Origin of the sequence: Rathayibacter sp. AY1C2, from assembly GCF_002931195.1 — a bacterium.
Lineage (GTDB): Bacteria > Actinomycetota > Actinomycetes > Actinomycetales > Microbacteriaceae > Rathayibacter.
In genome coordinates, this window is sequence record NZ_PSWG01000035.1 from 1 (window position 1) to 16179 (window position 16179).

The window sequence follows — 16179 nt, forward strand, 5'->3', positions numbered from 1 at the left end:
CGCGCACCGCGTCCCCGTTCACGCCCTGCGGGATGCGCACAGCGACGACGTTCGTCATCTTGTGCCCGACGCCGCCGCGATCATGGCCCGCTGCGACGAGCTCGCCGCGGTCTCCTCCAGCCGCGACGGCATCGAGCGGGTCTACCTCTCGCCCGAGCACGCCCGGGTGAACGCGATGGCCGCGCGTTGGATGACCGAGGCGGGCATGCGCACCTGGCAGGACGCGGCCGGCAACCAGTGCGGCCGCTACGAGGGCGCGACTCCGGGACTCCCGGCGCTCCTGCTCGGCTCGCACCTCGACACGGTGCCCGACGCGGGCCGCTACGACGGGATCCTCGGCGTGATGCTCGCGATCGCCGTGGTGTCGCGCCTGCAGGGGGCGGGCCGGCGCCTGCCGTTCGCCGTCGAGGTCGTCGCGTTCGGCGACGAGGAGGGCACCCGCTTCGGCACAGCGCTCCTCGGCTCCCGCGCCCTCGCCGGCACCTGGGACGAGCACTGGTGGGAGCTCGAGGACGCCGACGGGACGACGCTCGTCGAGGCGTTCCACGAGTTCGGGCTGGACCCCTCGCGCATCCGCACCGCCGCGCGCGACGCGCAGGACGTCCTCGCCTACCTCGAGGCGCACATCGAGCAGGGCCCCTACCTGGAGGAGGCGGACCGCGCCCTCGCCGTGGTCTCCTCGATAGCGGGCGCCCGCCGCTTCGCACTCACCCTCACCGGCAAGGCCGGGCACGCGGGCGGAGTTCCGCTCGACCGCCGCCGCGACGCGCTCACCGGGGCGGCCGAGGCCGTGCTCGCGGTGGAGCGCATCGCGCGGGAGCAGGGCGTGATCGCCACGGTCGGCCGGCTCGAGACCTTCCCGGGCGCAGTCAACGTCATCCCCGGCCGGGTCGAGTTCAGCCTCGACCTCCGCGCCGAGACCGACGCCCAGCGCGACGCGGCGTGGGACGCCATCGAGCACGCGATGTCGGAGTCGGCGTCGCGCCGCCGTCTCGCGCTGACGGTGGAGGAGACCCATTCGGCCCCCGCGGTCGTCGCCTCCTCTCGGCTGCAGGACGTCGTGCGGGCGGGCATCCGCGCGACCGGGGACGCGGAGCCGATGGTGCTGTTCTCCAAGGCCGGCCACGACGCGATGGCGGTCGCCGACCTCGCCGAGTACGCGATGCTCTTCCTCCGCTGCGAGGGCGGCGTCAGCCACCACCCGGACGAGAACGTGACCGAGGCCGACGTCGCGACCGCGCTCGACGCGTTCGAGGCGGCCGTGCTGGCGCTCGCCGACGGGACGCAGACCGCGTGACCCCCGCCCCGGCCCCTTCGACGAGCATCGGTCACCGCATCGATGCCGGCTACGCCGCGCTGTCGCGGCAGGAGCAGCGGGCGGCCGACTTCATCCTCGACCACCTCGGCGACCTGGCCGTCTACACGGCGACCGAGCTCGCCCAGCACAGCGGAGTGTCCAAGGCCACGGTCTCGCGGCTGTTCCGCCGCCTGGGGTTCTCGAACTCGCAGGAGGTGCGCGAGCACGCCCGGGCGCTGCGGTCCTCCGGTGTGCCGGTCGGTCCCGCGCAGGGACAGGGGGATCCGCTCGCCGCGCACCTCGAGAGCGAGCGGGCGAACCTGGCCCGGCTGGCCGCCGCGTTCGGCGACGGGCGGCTGGGAGAGTCGGTGCGGCTGATCGCGGGAGCACGCGAGGTCGTCGTGATCGGACTGCGCAACAGCTACCCGGTGGCGCTGCACCTGCGCCAGCAGCTCGCGCAGGCGCGCGGACGCGTCCGGATCGCCCCGCAGCCCGGCCAGTCGCTCGGTGAGGAGCTCGAGGGGCTCGGAGCCGAGGACGTCGTGGTGCTGGTCGGCTTCCGCCGCCGCCCCGCCTCCTTCGCCGCCCTGATCGGGACGCTCGCCGCGCGCGAGGTGCCCGTGGTGCTCCTCGCGGATCCGCCCGCCCGGCGCTACGCGGAGCACGCGGCGGTCTGGCTGGAGTGCCCGGTCGACAGCGGCACGGCGCTGGACAGCTACGCGGCGGCGATGAGCGCGGTCGCGCTCGTGGCCTCCGGAGTGCTCGGGGCGTCGCCGAGGGAGTCGCGCGAGCGGATCGCCGGGATCAGCACGGCCTACGCGGAGCTCGCCGAGCTGGAGGACCGGCCGTGAGCGAGGCGGCGGAGCTGATCCGCGCGCACGCCAAGGACCCCGTCGGGCAGGCCGACCCGACTCCGGCCCTCGGCCGGGCCGAGCTGATCACCCCCACCTGCGGCGACCGGATCGAGCTGCGCGTCGACGGCGGCGCGGAGCAGGTGCGCCTCGCCTGGAGCGGGCGGGGGTGCGAGGTCTCGCGAGGATCCGCGTCGCTGCTCGCGGACGGTCTCGACGGGCTGCCGGCGTCGGACATGCGGGAGCGGATCGACGCGTTCCTCGCGGCGATGGCCCACCGGGAGGGTGCTCTCGCCGGCGAGGAGCAGGCGCTGCTCGCGGTCGCGGGCAACCCCGTCCGCTCCGTCTGCGCGACGCTGGCCTGGCGGGCGCTGGCCGCCGCCCTCGACGACGCGGGCCTGGCGTGAGCCGCTCAGTCCGGCCCGTCGCGGTCGGCTCCCGACCACAGATCGCCGCACTCCACCCCGCGCGCACCCCTCGCGCGGAGCAGGTCGCGCGCGCCGGAGTCCCCGTGCACGCCCTCGAGGAGCTCCGGCCAGTGGTCCCGTCCCAGCAGCACCGGATGACCGGGCCGACCGCGGAAGACCGCGCGGGCGAGCACGTCCGGCGCGACCGGCGCCTCCGCGAGCAGCCGGGCCCCCACGCTCGGCGGCTCCTCGGGCAGGTCGACCAGGGCGACCAGCGCGGCGACGCCCTCGGCCGCGGCGAGACCCGCGCGGAGCGACGCCGAGAGGCCGCTCTCCCACTCCGCCGCGACGACCACGTCCGCGGACGGCGGCACCAGGAGGCGCGCCCGTCCGGCCTCCGCGCCCAGGACCACGAGCACCCGCTCGCAGCCCACCGCGCGGAGCCTCTCGACGGCTCGCTCCACCCAGGGAACTCCCGCCGCGTCGCACCGCAGCGCCTTCGGGCCGCCCGCCCGGCGCCCCGCACCCGCCGCGAGCACCAGCCCGACGAGGTCCCGACTCCCGACCAGATCCATCCGACCATCGTGCCGCAGGCCGAGCCCCTGCTCCGCCGGACGAAGGAGACCGCATGACCGACACCCGATCCGAGACCGCCCGCGACGTGCTGCTCGCGTGCCTCGCCGTCCCGCGCTGGGCCGACGAGGTCGCCTCCGGCGCGCCCTACCCGTCGGCCGACGCGCTCGCCGACGCGGCCGAGCGGGCCGCGCGCACGCTCACCGAGGAGGAGGTGGAGGCAGCGCTGGCCGACCACCCCCGGATCGGCGAGCGGCACGCGGGCGCGGGGCGCTCCTCCGCGTTCTCGGCCGCGGAGCAGGCGGCGAGCCGCACGGGCGACGAGGAGCTGACCCGGCGGCTGCTGGCCGGCAACCGCGCCTACGAGGAGCGGTTCGGGCGCGTGTTCCTCCTCCGCGCGGCCGGCCGCGACCGGGCCGAGGTCGTCGCGGAGCTGGAGCGGAGACTCGGGCTCGACGACGAGACGGAGGCCCGCATCGTCGCGGAGCAGCTGCGGGAGATCACGGTGCTGCGGGTCCGCGGCCTCGACGACGGGCGCCTCGTCCGGGCGGAGGCCGCACGATGAGCGGGCACGCCAGCCGCGTCACCACCCACGTGCTCGACGCCGTCCGCGGCCGCCCCGCGCGCGGGGTCCCGGTGGCTCTCGACGCCCGTGTCGGCTCCGGCTGGGAGCGCCTCGCCGAGGCCCGCACCGACGACGACGGCCGCGTGGCGGCCTTCGGGCCGGAGCGCCTGGCCGCCGGGGTGCACCGGGTCGTCTTCGACACCGGCGCCTGGTTCGCCGCCTCGGGCACCGAGTCGTTCTACCCCGAGGTCGTCGTCGCCTTCCGCCTCGACGACGAGGAGGCGCACTTCCACATCCCGCTCCTGCTCAGCCCCTTCGCCTACTCGACCTACCGGGGCAGCTGATGCAGCTGCAGGACGTCCTCGACGCGCCGCAGCTGCGGCTGCGCGTGCTGGTCGCCGGCGACGGAGCGCTCGCCCGGCCGGTCGACGGCATCTTCACGACCGATCTCCTCGACCCGCGCCGCTACATCTCGCGCGACCAGCTGGTGCTGACCGGTCTGGTCTGGCGTCGGGACGCCCAGGACAGCGCGGCCTTCGTCGCCGCGGTCGCGGACTCGGGTGCCAGCGCTCTGCTCGCCGGCGAGGGGCTGCTGGGCTTCGTGCCGGACGACCTCGTCGTCGCCTGCCGCGAGCACGACGTCCCGCTGATCGCCGTGCCGGCCGATGTGTCGTTCGGCGCGATCACGGCGCACCTGTCGAACGCCCTCGCCGGCGACCGCGTGGCCCGGCTGACGGCCGCCCTCGCCCGCCAGCGGGAGCTGCTGACGGAGGTCTACCGGGGGCAGCAGCTCGACGAGCTCGTCACGCGCACCTCGCGCGAGCTCGGACTCCCCGTGTCGGTGCTGACCGCCACCGGTCGGACCGCGGCATCCGCCTCGCCCCTGGGGCTGGGGGAGATCGAGCGGGTCGTGCGCGCGGCGCTCACGGCCCGGCGCAGCCCGGTCGTGGTCGCGGACGCCCGCGGCGGCGCCCTGTCGGTCCTCACCGTCGCCGGAGCGGGCGAGCACCGCGCCACCTCCTGGCTGGTCGTCGTCGGGGGCGACTGGAACGACTGGCCCGCCGCAGTGCTGGACGCCGTGACCGAGCTCGCCGGAGTCGTGGGGGTCTACCGGCTGCAGCGGGAGGCGGCGCTCTCGGCCGACTCCGCTCTCGCCGACCGCCTGCTCGAGCTCGTGGAGGAGGACAGCGAGCAGCCCGAGGCCGCGGTGTACCTGAGGCAGCTCGGACTCGGCGGCGCCGGGCGGTGCGCCGTGGTCGCCGCCGAGTTCGAGGGCGACGCGCCCCCGGACCTGGCGCGCCGTGTCCTGGTCGACGCCGCCGCGCACCTGGGCCGCGCCGTGGTCGGACGCGACGCCCAGGGCTGCGCGGTGGCGGTGCTGCCCACCGAGGCGACCGATGCGATCCCCACCGGCGCGGATCCGCTCGCCGTCGTCACCTCGGCGCTGCGACGAGCGGGAGCCGCGTGGCCGGGCGCCGTGCTGCGCGTCGGGACGAGCGCCGCGACTCCGCTGCCCGCGCTCGGCGGCGCCCTCCGCTCGGCACGCTACGGGATGCTGCTGCCGGGCTCTCCGGGCGACGACGCTCCGGTGCGGGTCTGCGACTCCGGGGAGGTCACCTCCGCCGTGCAGCTGCTGAGCGCGGTCCCCGACCACCTGCGCTCGGTGTTCGTCGAGCTGGTGCTCGGGCGGCTCGTCGAGCACGACGCGCGCTACGGCTCGCAGCTGGTCGCCACGCTCGCGGCGTTCCTCGACTGCGGCGGCTCGTGGGTGCGCACGGCGGAGCAGACGCACCTGCACCTGAACACGGTGCGGTACCGCATCGCGAGGGTGGAGGAGCTGACGCAGCGCGACCTGTCGGACACCGCGGACCGCGCCGACCTGTTCCTGGCGCTGCGCCTGCGCTGACGGCCGGGTGCGCGCGGTCCGCACCGCGCCGCCCCGGCCGGCCCCGTCACTCCGGAGACGCGATCCGCCTGCCCCGGACGTGCACCGCGGCGATCGCCGGCTCGCGCAGGGTCATCAGCAGGGCGAAGAGCAGCTGGGCCGTCGCCTCCTCCTCGTCGTCCGCGCGGATCCCGTGGGCGAGGACGTCGGCGAGCGGCTCCCACCGGTCGGGCTCGATGCGGAGGAAGTCCGCGTCCTTCCCGGGGTCGAGGCTGCCGAACCGGTCCTCCTGGTCGAGCGCCCGCGCGCCGGCGAGCGTCGCCGTGAACAGGAGCTCGGCCGGATGCAGGGCGACGGCCGCGTCGCCGGGCTCCGAGAGGTGCACCTTGAAGGCGTCGTTCGCCACTCGCGCCAGCAGCCACTCGTCGCCCGCGCCCACGTCCGAACCGAGGGCGACGGTGACCCCCGAGGCGACGGTCCGGCGCCAGGGCATGGTGCCGGAGCCGAGGAACTGCTGCGAGGTCGGGCAGTGGGCGATCGAGGTGCCGGTCTCCTCCATCCGGTCTAGCTCCGCGTCCTGGCAGTGCACGGCGTGGGCGAGGATCGTGCGCGGCCCGAGGAGGGAGGAGCCTCCGCGCGCGGAGCCGGGGAGGAAGAGCCCGTCGTAGGTGTCGAGGTAGCTGCGGGTGCCGTACGAGCCGAGCACGGCGGCGATCTCGCCGTCGCCGGGCCGGTCGTTCTCGTTGAGGTGGCTGTGCACGTAGACGCCGCGTCCGCGGACGTCGTCGTAGAGGTCGCCGAGGGCTCCGAGGGTCCGGGGAGTGACGGACAGCGAGAACCGCGGGACGAGCGCGACCTGCAGGAGCTGGTCCCTCCCGTGCCAGCGGTCGATCTCCTCCGACGCGAGCGTCAGCGCCTCCTCCTCGGAGGTGATCAGGGGAGCCGCCGAGGCCGGGCCCGTGGTCTGGATGCCGCGCCCCGACACGATCCGCAGCCCCGCCTCGCGGCTGCGCTCGAAGAGGGCGTCCTGCGCGGCCGGGAACGCGGAGCCGAAGACCATCGCGGCGGTCGTGCCCGCCGCCACCCGCCGCCGGGTGAAGGCGCGCGCGACGACGTCGGCGAACTCCGGGTCGGCGAGCCGCGCCTCCGCTGGGAACACCGTCCGGTCGAGCCACTCGAGCAGCTGGCCGCCGCCGAAGCCGTCGGTCGAGAACGTCTGGGGGAAGTGCACGTGCGCGTCGACGAAGCCGGGCAGCAGGATCGACGCGGCGTCGCCGGAGACCGGCAGGAGCGCGAAGCGGTCCGGCAGCTCGCGGTACGGACCGACCCAGGCGATCGTGCCGTCCTCGTCCACGGCGAGAGCGCCGTCCGGGATCGACACCAGCGACTCCCGCGCGGTCGCGAGCGTCGCACCCCCGGCGACGTGCAGCACGTGCCCCCGGTGGACGCCCCCGGCGCCGGTCACACCAGGCCCGTGTAGGCGGTCCAGGCGGATCCCGCGGGCGGCGCGTCGTCGCGGGTGACGCTCGCCTGGATCAGCCCGTAGGGGCGGTCGGCGGCGTGGAAGACCTCGTTGTCGTTCTCGACGCCGAAGGGCGAGAGGTCGTAGACGAAGTGGTGCTTGTTCGGCGCGGAGAGACGGATCTCGACGATCTGCGGGTACTCCTCCAGGACCGCCTTCCCCATCTCGAAGAGCGTCTGCTGGAGGGCGAGGGAGTGCACGGTCGCGAAGCGGCTCGTCATGAGCGCCTTGACGCCCGCGTAGACCGCCTCCCAGTCCATCGCCGCGATCTCGTCCTCGCTCAGGGCGAAGCGCCACTTCGCGACCAGCGAGGTCGCCATCACCCGGTCGTTCGTCGGCTGGAGGACCGTGTACGGGTCGGTGAGGAAGCCGTGGAACTCGCTCCCCGTGGACTTCAGGATCGTGAGGTCCTTGAAGCCGCCGGTGATCCAGATCCGCCGCTCGTCGCCCGAGCCCTCGACCGTGACCGACGCGATCCGCGTCTCCTGGCCCTTCCGGACCCAGGTGTGGTCGTGCTCGCGCCCGTCCACCAGCACGCGCTCCCAGGCGAACTCCTCGATCTCGATGCGGGCGCCGTGGACGGGCTCGTAGCCGTCGACGAAGTGGCGGGCCAGCTCGAGGCCGTAGGGCTCGATCGAGCGCAGGCCCTTCTCCTTGGCGAAGGCGTACGCCGTCTGCTTCTGCGTGTCCGTGGGCAGGACGGCCGACTGGTCGCCCTCTCGGTGCGCGGCCTCGAAGTCGCCGCGGAGGGCCGTGGAGACGTTGACGTCGTGGATCTCGTGCCGCGGGGTCTCGCGGTAGATCCGCACGACGCGGTTCTCGGCCTTCCCGTACTGGTGGTCCCCGAGGATGATCGACATGTCCGCTCCTGTCCGTTCCGTGCGGCCGGGCCCGGTCACGCGGTGGTGACCGTCCTGCTCGCGGCTCCTGCGAGCCCGTCTGCCAGCCTCGCGCCTGCCGGGGGCTCCGCGCACCGGCGGAGCATCCCGAGGAGCCGCCGCCGGGACTCCGAGTCTTGTGCGATCCGCCCGCTCCGCGGCTCCGACCCGCCTCCGTTCACACGCTCGAAACCTGCCGATGACACGGCGGCGCTCGGCGTGAGCGGGGGAGCTCCCCGAGGTGTCGTCAGGGAGGCGGGGCATCGGCGGGTCGAGGTCAGGGGCGGCTGAGGAGGCGCCCGGCGGGCGGGACCGTCGCGGCGGTGACGCGGCGGCCGCCGACCCAGGTGGCGGCGACGGCGCCGCTGAGGACGCGGCCCTCGTAGGCCGAGACGGGGTTCCGGTGCGACAGGGCGTCGACGTCCACGCGCCACTGCGACTCCGGGTCGAACGCGACCAGGTCGGCGTCGGATCCCGCGTGCAGCAGGCCCTTCTGGCCGAGCCCGGCGAACGCGGCGGTCGCCGTGGACATCCAGGCGACGACCTGCTCGAGCGGGATGCCCCGCTCGCGGGCCCCGGTCCAGACCGCGCGGAAGCTCAGCTCGAGTCCCGAGATCCCGCCCCAGGCGCCGCCGAAGTCGCCGCCGGCGGGGAGCTTCAGCTCGGCGGTGGCGGGGGAGTGGTCCGAGGCGATGATGTCGATCGTCCCGTCGAGCAGCCCCTTCCAGAGCAGCTCGCGATTGCGCTCGTCGCGGATCGGCGGGCAGCACTTGAACTGCGTGCCGCCGTCGGGGATCGAGCCGGCGTCGAAGGTGAGGTAGTGCGGGCAGGTCTCGGCGGTGATCGGCAGCCCCTCGGCCTTCGCCTCGCGCAGGAGCGGCAGCGCGTCGGCGGAGGAGAGGTGCAGGATGTGCGCGCGGCAGCCGGTCTCGCGGACGGCCTCGATCACGTGCAGGATCGCGCTGCGCTCGGAGGCGGGCGGGCGGGAGTCGACGAACGCGCCGTAGGAGGCGCCGGGCTCCAGCGCGCTCGCCTTCAGCTCGGCCGGGTCCTCGGCGTGCACGATCAGCAGTCCGTCGAAGGCGGCGATCTCGCGCATCGCCTCGACGAGCTGCTCACGGCTCAGGTGCGGGAACTCGTCCACGCCGCTCGGCGAGAGGAAGCACTTGAAGCCGAAGACGCCCGCGTCGTGGAGCTCGCGCAGCGTGCCGAGGTTCGAGGGGATCGCCCCGCCCCAGAAGCCGACGTCCACCTGCGCCTGCGGCCCGGCGGCCGCGCGCTTGGCCTCAAGCCCCGCCACCGTGGTGGTCGGCGGAATCGAGTTCAGCGGCATGTCGATGATCGTGGTGACGCCCCCGGCGGCGGCCGCGCGGGTGGCGGAGGCGAAGCCCTCCCACTCCGTGCGGCCCGGTTCGTTGACGTGCACGTGGGTGTCGACGATCCCCGGGATCAGGACCTGGCCCTCGGGGAGGACGATCTCCTCCGTGGTCCGCCAGGGGGCGTCCCGCTCGCCGACCGCGACGATCAGGCCCTCGGCGATCGCGATGCTGGCCGGACGCCGGCCGTTCTCGGTCAGCACGTCGGATGCGCGGATCACGAGGTCGAGGAAGGGAGCGTCGTCAGGCATGGATCGACCCTATACTCGGCATGTTTCCTGCGTGTGAGCGCCCGTCGGCGGCTCCGCCCGGCCTCCCCGCAGCCCCGGCGCCGTCGCCTCCCGTCCGAGAAGAGGAGGCCGTCGTGCTCGACATCGCCGACCCCCTGCTCGAGCGCGTCGAGGCGGGCGGGAGCGTCGCGGTCGTCACGGTCACGCACGTCTTCGGTTCGGCTCCCCGCGCTCTCGGCTCCTCGATGGCGGTGAACGCGGAGGGGCGCGCGATCGGCTCGATCTCCGGCGGCTGCGTCGAGGCGCAGGCGTACGCGCTGGCCCAGGAGGTGCTCGGCACCTCGGGCAGCGCGTCCGAGCACTTCGGCTTCGACGACGAGGCGGCCTTCGCCGCGGGCCTGTCCTGCGGGGGGCAGCTGCGCGTGTTCGGCCAGGTCGTCGACTCCGGCTCCACCGCGGTCCTCGCCGAGCTGCGCGCCGCCCGCGCCGGCCGCTCGGCCGCGCTGGCGATCGTCGTCGGCGGCCCGGAGGAGCTGATCGGCCTCGTCCTCACCGGAGCGACGCGGCTCCAGGACGTCGTCGGCCCGCACCTGGACGAGGACACCGCCCGCCGCATCCTCGCCGAGCGCGAGGCGCGCCTGGCCTCCGGCCGCTCGGCCACGGTCGAGACCGCCTGCCGGAGCGCCGAGCTCGAGATCGCCTACATCGTGCACGCCGAGCGGCCGCGCCTGCTGATCTACGGCGCCGTCGACTTCTCCGCCGCGCTCTGCTCCGCCGGATCCCTGCTCGGCTACCGCGTGACCGTCTGCGACGCGCGTCCGGTGTTCGCGACCGCCGAGCGCTTCCCCGGCGCCGACGAGGTCGTGGTCGAGTGGCCGTCCGACCACCTCGCCCGCGCCGAGGTCGACTCGCGCACCGTGATCGCGGTGCTCACGCACGACGAGAAGTTCGACATCCCGCTGCTCGAGACCGCGCTCGCGCTCCCGGTCGTCTACGTCGGCGCGATGGGATCGCGGCGCACCCACGAGCGGCGGCTGCGGCTGCTGCGCGAGGCGGGAGTGACGGAGGAGGCGCTCGCCCGCCTGCACTCGCCGATCGGCCTGGACATCGGCGCGTCGACGCCGGAGGAGACGGCCGTGTCGATCCTCGCGGAGGTCCTCGCCGCGCGCACGGGGACGTCCGGGGAGCCGCTCGCGGGGCGCTCGGGCCCGATCCACGCGGCGCGCTGAGCCGCACGTCCTCCCTTGACGGCGCGCCGTCGTGATCGCGCCGGCCTGCTCGCACTCCGGCGGGAAACGGCCGCGAAACACCGCGCTGCCATGCTCGGGGCATGCAGCGCCACGTCCTCACCGGAGCCCACGTCGCCACCGTCGACGCGCACGGGACCGAGCACCCCGTCGGCCACGTCGTCGTCGACGACTCCCGCATCGTCGCCGTCGGAGCCGGCGACCCTCCGGCGTGGGCCCTCGACGGACGGTCCCCGACGGGCCTGCCGGCGCAGGAGGCGATCGCGCTCACGCGGGTCGACGGCCGCGGCCGCCTGCTCACTCCCGGGCTCGTCAACACGCACCACCACCTCTACCAGTGGCTCACCCGCGGCTGGGCGCAGGACTCGATCCTCTTCGACTGGCTCGTCGCGCTCTACCCCGCCTGGTCCCGCATCGACGCCGACCTGACCCGCTCCGCCGCCCTCGGCGCGATGGGCGTCCTCGCCCGGTCCGGCTGCAGCACCGTCGCCGACCACCACTACGTCTTCCCACGGGGCTCCGGCGACATCGTCGGCGGCATCGTCGACGCGGCCGGCACCCTCGGCCTCCGGCTGCACGCGACCCGCGGGTCGATGGACCTCGGCGAGTCCCGGGGCGGCCTCCCGCCGGACTTCGCCGTCGAGACCACGGCGGCCGCGCTCCAGGCCAGTGGAGAGGCGGTCCAGCGGTACCACGACGCCTCCGCCGACGCGATGGTGCGGGTCGCGATCGCCCCGTGCTCGCCCTTCTCGGTGACCACCGACCTGCTGCGCGAGTCGGCCGTCCTCGCCCGTCAGCTCGGGGTCCGGCTGCACACCCACGGCTCCGAGACCGTGGAGGAGGACGCCTACACGCGGGAGGCGTTCGGCCTCTCGCCCACCGACCACCTGGAGTCGCTCGGCTGGCTCGGCGACGACGTCTGGATGGCGCACTGCGTCCACCTCGACGCCGACGCGATCGCGAAGTTCGCGGCCACGGGCACCGGAGTCGCGCACTGCCCGTCCTCGAACGGCCGGCTCGCGGCGGGCATCGCGCCGATCCCGCAGCTGCTGGCTGCGGGAGCCCCGGTCGGCCTCGGCGTGGACGGCGCGGCGTCGAACGAGTCCGGTCAGCTCGGCTCCGAGATCCGCGCCGCGGTGCTGATGAACCGCCTGCGCGCCGGCGCCGACCGGATGAGCGCCCGGCAGGCGCTCTCGGTCGCCACCATCGGCGGGGCCCGGGTGCTCGGCCGGCAGGACGAGATCGGCTCGATCGAGGTCGGCAAGCTCGCCGATCTCGCGCTCTGGCGGATCGACGGGATCGAGCACGCGGGCATCGCGGACCCGATCGCGGCCCTCGCGCTCGGAGCGCAGCCCCCGCTGAGCCTGCTCCTGGTGCAGGGTCGCCCGACGGTGCGGGAGGGACGGCTGGTGAACGCGGACGAGGACGGGATCGCCCGCGAGGTCGCCCGGGCGAGCACGGAGCTGGCGTCGCGCGTCTGAGCTGCGGCAGCCGATCGGCGCTCAGCCCGTCGTCGTTCAACCGGGCGGCGCCTCCGCCTCGACGGACGCGACCGGGGCGGCGTCCGGGTGCAGGAGCCGCCAGATCCGGTCGCGGGAGAGCGGCAGCTCGGTCGGCCGCACGCCGATCGCGTCGCGGACGGCGTTGGCGAGTGCGGGGGCGACCGGGTTGTAGGGCGCCTCGCTCATCGACTTCGCGCCGAACGGCCCGAGCTCGTCGGCGGTGTCCGCGAAGAGCACCTCGGTCTCGGGCACGTCCGCCATCTGCGGGATGTGGTAGTTCCGGAGGATCGCCGTGGTCACGGTGCCCTCGCCGTCGAGGATCACCTCCTCGTACAGCGCCGAGCCGATCGCCTGCGCCACTCCGCCCTCGACCTGCCCGCGGCACTGCGCCGGGTTGATCACGAAGCCGGCGTCGGCCGCCTGGACCGACTGCAGGATCCGCACCTCGCCCGTCGGCTCGTGCACCGCGACGCGGAAGCCCTGGACGTTGAACGCGAGCGAGCGCTGAGCGCCGTCCTCGCTCCCGGTCGCGGTGACCGGTCCGCCGGCCGCACGGACCAGATCGGCGAACGCGACCCGGGTGCCGTCCGGAGCGAGCAGGCCCTCGTCGTCGGGCTCGAAGGTCTCGTCGTGCCCGGTCAGCCGCTTCGCGAGCGCCTGCAGCTCGGCGAGGAGGCGCGTCGCGGCCGAGTGGACGGCCTTGCCCGCGACCACCGTGCCGGCGCTGCCGAACGCTCCGGTGTCGTAGCGGGCCGCGTCCGTGTCGGACTGGCGGATCCGCACCCGGTCGGCCGAGGCGCGGAAGGCGCTCGCGACCAGCTGCGTGTGCACGGTGGTCGTCCCGTTGCCGAACTCGGCCGTGCCGACGCCGATGGTCAGCACTCCCTCGGCGTCGACGGTGACGGTCGCCTCCGAGAAGTGGCCCCGCGGTGGGATGGTGGCGATCATCGCCAGTGCCGTGCCCTGCCCTGTCCGCCACCCCGGTCCGTCGGGGGCGGGGGAGCCGCCGCCGCCGGCCAGTGCTGCCTCGGTGAGGTCGAGGCACTGGTCGAGCCCGTAGGAGGCGAAGCCGATGTCGTCGCCCTCGACGTGCGTGACCACCAGCGGCTCGCCCGGGCGCACCGCGTTGATCCGCCGCAGCTCGAACGGGTCGATCCCGAGCTCGCGGGCGAGATCGTCCATCGCCGACTCGATGCCGAAGATCACCTGCCCGAGGCCGTAGCCGCGGAACGCCCCCGAGGGGAGGTTGTTCGTGTAGACGGCCTGCGCGTCGACGCGCTTGCTGGGCGCGCTGTAGACGGCGACCGACTCCGAGGTGCCGTGGAACATCACGCCGGGTCCGTGGTTGCCGTAGGCGCCGGTGTCCGAGAGCACGTCCACGGCGAGGGCGGTCAGCCGTCCGTCGCGCCGGGCGCCGAGCGTGACGCCGACCCGCATCGGGTGTCGGCAGGGGGCCATCGTGAACTCGTCGCTCCGGGTGAACTCGAACTGCACGGGCCGGCCGGTGGCGAGCACGGCGAGGGCGACGACGTCCTCCGTCAGGATCTCCTGCTTGCCGCCGAAGCCGCCGCCCACCCGTGCCGTGAAGACGCGGACGGTCGACGGATCGCGGTCGAACAGGCGCGCGATCTCGTCGCGCACGAGGAAGGGCACCTGCGTCGAGGTCCGCAGCACCAGCTCTCCGCCCTCGAGCCAGCCGATGGTGCCGTGGGTCTCGAGCGCCGTGTGCGCGACCCGCGAGGTCGAGTACCGGCCCTCGACGACCACGTCGGCCTCCGCGAGTCCGGCGGCCACGTCCCCGTACTCTCCGTGGAGCTCCGCGACGACGTTCGCCTCCGGCCGGGCGATGCGCGAGGCGATCGGATCCTTGTCGGCGTGCAGGAGCGGCGCGCCGGCCGAGCGCGCCTCCTCCGGGTCGAAGACGGCGGGCAGCACCTCGTAGTCGACCTCGACGGCGCGGCAGGCCGCCTCCGCCTCGGCCACCGACTCCGCGACCACCACGGCCACGCGCTGCCCGCGGAACCGGACGACCGTGTCGAGCATGCGGATGTCGTCCGGGTCGTCGAGCCGGGACTCGTGGCGGGCGGTGGAGTAGAGGACGTCCGGGACGTCCTCGGCGGTGAGGACCGCGACGACGCCCCGCATCGCGCGGGCGGCGGTCGTGTCGATCGAGCGGATGCGCGCGTGGGCGTGCGGGCTCTGGACGACCTTCACGTGCAGCAGGCCGGGCACGGCGACGTCGAGGGTGAACGGCTCGCGGCCCTGGACGATCCGCCGGCCGGCGGGCGCGCCGAGCGAGCGGCCGACCCGGGACTCCTCGGCCGACGGGCGACCGGTGCGGCGGACGGGGGTGAGACCTGACGGCGGGGCCGCGTGCCGTCCGCGGACAGGGGCCTCCGTGCGATCCGCTCCGGACGGCTCGGCCGCGTGCGCGCCGTGCCCGGACGCGCAGGCGCCCGTCACGGCCTCGCGGATGGGGCGGTAGCCCGTGCACCGGCAGAGGTTGCCCTTCATCAGCCGCGGCACGTCCTCGGCGCGGACTCCGTCGAGCGCCGTGGCCGTGACCACCATGCCGGCCGTGCAGAAGCCGCACTGGAACGCGCCGGCCTCGACGAACGCCTCCTGCACCGCGCTCGGCTCCTCGGGCGTGCCGAGGCCGGCCGCGGTCGTCACCTCGCGGCCCTCGACGCGGTGGGCGGGGTAGAGGCAGGAGTGGAACGGCGTCCCGTCGACGAGGACGGAGCAGGCGCCGCAGTCGCCGGCGTCGCACCCCTTCTTCACCTCGAAGTGCTCGTGGTCGCGGAGGAGGGTGCGCAGCACCTGGCCGGGGCGGGGGGAGGCGTCGACCGGCTCCCCGTTGACGGTGAACCTCATCGGGCGCCTCCGGCCAGCTCGGTGCGGATCTCCTCGGCGAGCACGCGGACGACGGCGTGGCGCCAGTCGGCGGCTCCGTGCGGGTCGGTGAACCAGGTCGCGACGCCGTCGACGGCCGCGGCGAGCTCGGCCGAGGAGGGAACGGCGGCGAAGCGGAGCAGCTCCGGCCGGACGGTCGCCGCGGTGATCGTGAGCACGAACGCGCCGTCGGTGTCGAGGCGGCCGATGACGACGGCGCCGGAGCGTCCGAGAGGGGAGAGCGCCGTCTTGCGGAACGCGGTGCGCGCCCGGAGGGAGGAGAGCGGGAACTCGATCGAGCGGATGACGTCGTCCTGGGCCAGGGAAGTGGTCATGTTGCCGGTCACGAGCTCGGCGACCGGCACGGCGACGTCCGAGCCGTCGGCCCGCCAGACGAGGGCGGTGGCGTCGAGCGCGGCGGCGAGGCTGATCATCGGTCCTGCGGGCAGGGCGTTGGCGATGTTGCCGCCGACAGTGGCGACGTTCCAGATCTTGAAGGAGCCCAGCAGTGCCGTGCAGCACTGGAAGAAGAGCGGATGGGCGGTGTCGCCCGCGTCGGGCATCGCGGCGAGCTCGCTGAGCGTGCAGGTCGCCGCGATCGAGAGCCCGGCGTCCGTGCGCACGATCGGCTCCCACGCGAATCCCTGCAGGTCGAGGAGCTCGTCGAGGTGGTCGTGGGGGAGGGAGAACACCCAGGAGCCGCCTCCGATGACCGCTGAGCGCGGCCCGCGGCCCGCCAGCTCGGAGCGCTCGCGCACCACCCGGACGCGCTGAATCGTGTTCAGGTCCATGCCGCGCCTCCGTCCCGCGCCCGTCGGGCGTCTCCCCCCAGTGAACCCCACCCGTGTGACGCCCGTGTTTCACACCGAGCCCGTCCCCGCCGGGCTCGGCGCGGTCGCGGTGCTCGTCCCCGAGCCCGTCCCCGCCGGGCTCGGCGCGGTCGCGGTGCTCGTC

The 16179-nt window shown here is 75.0% G+C and carries 14 protein-coding genes; 8 read left to right on the forward strand and 6 right to left on the reverse strand.

What is annotated here, in order from left to right; genetic code table 11:
* The first annotated feature begins 82 nt into the window (after positions 1 to 82).
* The 3 genes from C5C55_RS15860 to C5C55_RS15870 are packed head-to-tail and all read left to right on the forward strand — an operon-like array spanning position 83 to position 2555.
* Entirely contained in the window at positions 83 to 1297 is a 1215-nt protein-coding gene (locus C5C55_RS15860) for an allantoate amidohydrolase (protein WP_104234593.1), read from the forward strand.
* A complete protein-coding gene (locus tag C5C55_RS15865) occupies positions 1294 to 2148 on the forward strand; it encodes a MurR/RpiR family transcriptional regulator (protein WP_219813024.1) in 855 nt (284 codons plus the stop codon). The genes C5C55_RS15860 and C5C55_RS15865 overlap by 4 nt, the downstream gene beginning before the upstream one ends.
* Complete coding sequence (locus tag C5C55_RS15870; RefSeq protein ID WP_104223491.1) at positions 2145 to 2555, forward strand: iron-sulfur cluster assembly scaffold protein; 411 nt, start codon at positions 2145 to 2147, stop codon at positions 2553 to 2555. The genes C5C55_RS15865 and C5C55_RS15870 overlap by 4 nt, the downstream gene beginning before the upstream one ends.
* 5 nt (positions 2556 to 2560) lie before the next feature.
* On the opposite strand, the gene C5C55_RS15875 is transcribed toward C5C55_RS15870, so the two are convergent.
* Positions 2561 to 3130: an NTP transferase domain-containing protein gene (locus C5C55_RS15875; protein WP_104234583.1), complete on the reverse strand. Its 570-nt coding sequence runs from the start codon at positions 3128 to 3130 to the stop codon at positions 2561 to 2563.
* A 53-nt stretch (positions 3131 to 3183) separates the two neighbouring features.
* On the opposite strand from C5C55_RS15875, the gene uraD reads away from it, so the two are divergent.
* Genes uraD through C5C55_RS15890 form a run of 3 tightly spaced genes read left to right on the forward strand, consistent with a single transcriptional unit; the run spans position 3184 to position 5599 of the window.
* On the forward strand, positions 3184 to 3693 hold the full coding sequence (uraD, locus tag C5C55_RS15880) for a 2-oxo-4-hydroxy-4-carboxy-5-ureidoimidazoline decarboxylase (RefSeq protein WP_104234584.1): 510 nt from the start codon (positions 3184 to 3186) through the stop codon (positions 3691 to 3693).
* The gene (gene uraH / locus C5C55_RS15885) at positions 3690 to 4037 is read left to right on the forward strand and encodes a hydroxyisourate hydrolase (RefSeq protein WP_104223494.1); all 348 of its coding nucleotides are present in this window, start codon (positions 3690 to 3692) and stop codon (positions 4035 to 4037) included. Before uraD ends, uraH begins: the two co-directional genes overlap by 4 nt.
* On the forward strand, positions 4037 to 5599 hold the full coding sequence (locus tag C5C55_RS15890) for a PucR family transcriptional regulator (RefSeq protein WP_104234585.1): 1563 nt from the start codon (positions 4037 to 4039) through the stop codon (positions 5597 to 5599). Before uraH ends, C5C55_RS15890 begins: the two co-directional genes overlap by 1 nt.
* Before the next feature lie 46 nt (positions 5600 to 5645).
* On the opposite strand, the gene C5C55_RS15895 is transcribed toward C5C55_RS15890, so the two are convergent.
* The 3 genes from C5C55_RS15895 to allB form a co-directional block, all read right to left on the reverse strand.
* Positions 5646 to 7043 (reverse strand): amidohydrolase family protein, encoded by a 1398-nt coding sequence (locus tag C5C55_RS15895; RefSeq protein WP_104234586.1) that lies wholly within the window; start codon positions 7041 to 7043, stop codon positions 5646 to 5648.
* Positions 7040 to 7960, reverse strand: a complete 921-nt coding sequence (gene pucL, locus C5C55_RS15900; RefSeq protein ID WP_104234587.1) for a factor-independent urate hydroxylase — start codon at positions 7958 to 7960, stop codon at positions 7040 to 7042. The genes C5C55_RS15895 and pucL overlap by 4 nt, the downstream gene beginning before the upstream one ends.
* 295 nt (positions 7961 to 8255) lie before the next feature.
* Positions 8256 to 9605: an allantoinase AllB gene (allB, locus tag C5C55_RS15905; RefSeq protein ID WP_104234588.1), complete on the reverse strand. Its 1350-nt coding sequence runs from the start codon at positions 9603 to 9605 to the stop codon at positions 8256 to 8258.
* A gap of 113 nt (positions 9606 to 9718) precedes the next feature.
* Here allB and C5C55_RS15910 point away from each other — a divergent pair, with 113 nt between their 5' ends.
* Positions 9719 to 10813 (forward strand): XdhC family protein, encoded by a 1095-nt coding sequence (locus tag C5C55_RS15910; protein ID WP_219813025.1) that lies wholly within the window; start codon positions 9719 to 9721, stop codon positions 10811 to 10813.
* Between the two features lie 101 nt (positions 10814 to 10914).
* Positions 10915 to 12312 carry an 8-oxoguanine deaminase gene (locus C5C55_RS15915; protein WP_104234590.1) on the forward strand — a complete coding sequence of 466 codons (1398 nt, stop codon included), beginning with the start codon at positions 10915 to 10917 and terminating at the stop codon, positions 12310 to 12312.
* Between the two features lie 36 nt (positions 12313 to 12348).
* On the opposite strand, the gene C5C55_RS15920 is transcribed toward C5C55_RS15915, so the two are convergent.
* Both C5C55_RS15920 and C5C55_RS15925 read right to left on the reverse strand, forming a co-directional pair.
* The gene (locus C5C55_RS15920; RefSeq protein WP_104234591.1) at positions 12349 to 15207 is read right to left on the reverse strand and encodes a molybdopterin cofactor-binding domain-containing protein; all 2859 of its coding nucleotides are present in this window, start codon (positions 15205 to 15207) and stop codon (positions 12349 to 12351) included.
* Complete coding sequence (locus C5C55_RS15925) at positions 15204 to 16016, reverse strand: FAD binding domain-containing protein (protein WP_104234592.1); 813 nt, start codon at positions 16014 to 16016, stop codon at positions 15204 to 15206. Before C5C55_RS15925 ends, C5C55_RS15920 begins: the two co-directional genes overlap by 4 nt.
* Positions 16017 to 16179: the final 163 nt, after the last annotated feature.

Coding starts and splice junctions, on each gene's coding strand:
- C5C55_RS15860 (WP_104234593.1), top strand. CDS start 83: ATGGCCCGCTGCGACGAGCTCGCCGCGGTCTCCTCCAGCCGCGACGGC.
- C5C55_RS15875 (WP_104234583.1), bottom strand. CDS start 3,130: ATGGATCTGGTCGGGAGTCGGGACCTCGTCGGGCTGGTGCTCGCGGCG.
- uraD (WP_104234584.1), top strand. CDS start 3,184: ATGACCGACACCCGATCCGAGACCGCCCGCGACGTGCTGCTCGCGTGC.
- uraH (WP_104223494.1), top strand. CDS start 3,690: ATGAGCGGGCACGCCAGCCGCGTCACCACCCACGTGCTCGACGCCGTC.
- C5C55_RS15890 (WP_104234585.1), top strand. CDS start 4,037: ATGCAGCTGCAGGACGTCCTCGACGCGCCGCAGCTGCGGCTGCGCGTG.
- pucL (WP_104234587.1), bottom strand. CDS start 7,960: ATGTCGATCATCCTCGGGGACCACCAGTACGGGAAGGCCGAGAACCGC.
- allB (WP_104234588.1), bottom strand. CDS start 9,605: ATGCCTGACGACGCTCCCTTCCTCGACCTCGTGATCCGCGCATCCGAC.
- C5C55_RS15915 (WP_104234590.1), top strand. CDS start 10,915: ATGCAGCGCCACGTCCTCACCGGAGCCCACGTCGCCACCGTCGACGCG.
- C5C55_RS15920 (WP_104234591.1), bottom strand. CDS start 15,207: ATGAGGTTCACCGTCAACGGGGAGCCGGTCGACGCCTCCCCCCGCCCC.
- C5C55_RS15925 (WP_104234592.1), bottom strand. CDS start 16,016: ATGGACCTGAACACGATTCAGCGCGTCCGGGTGGTGCGCGAGCGCTCC.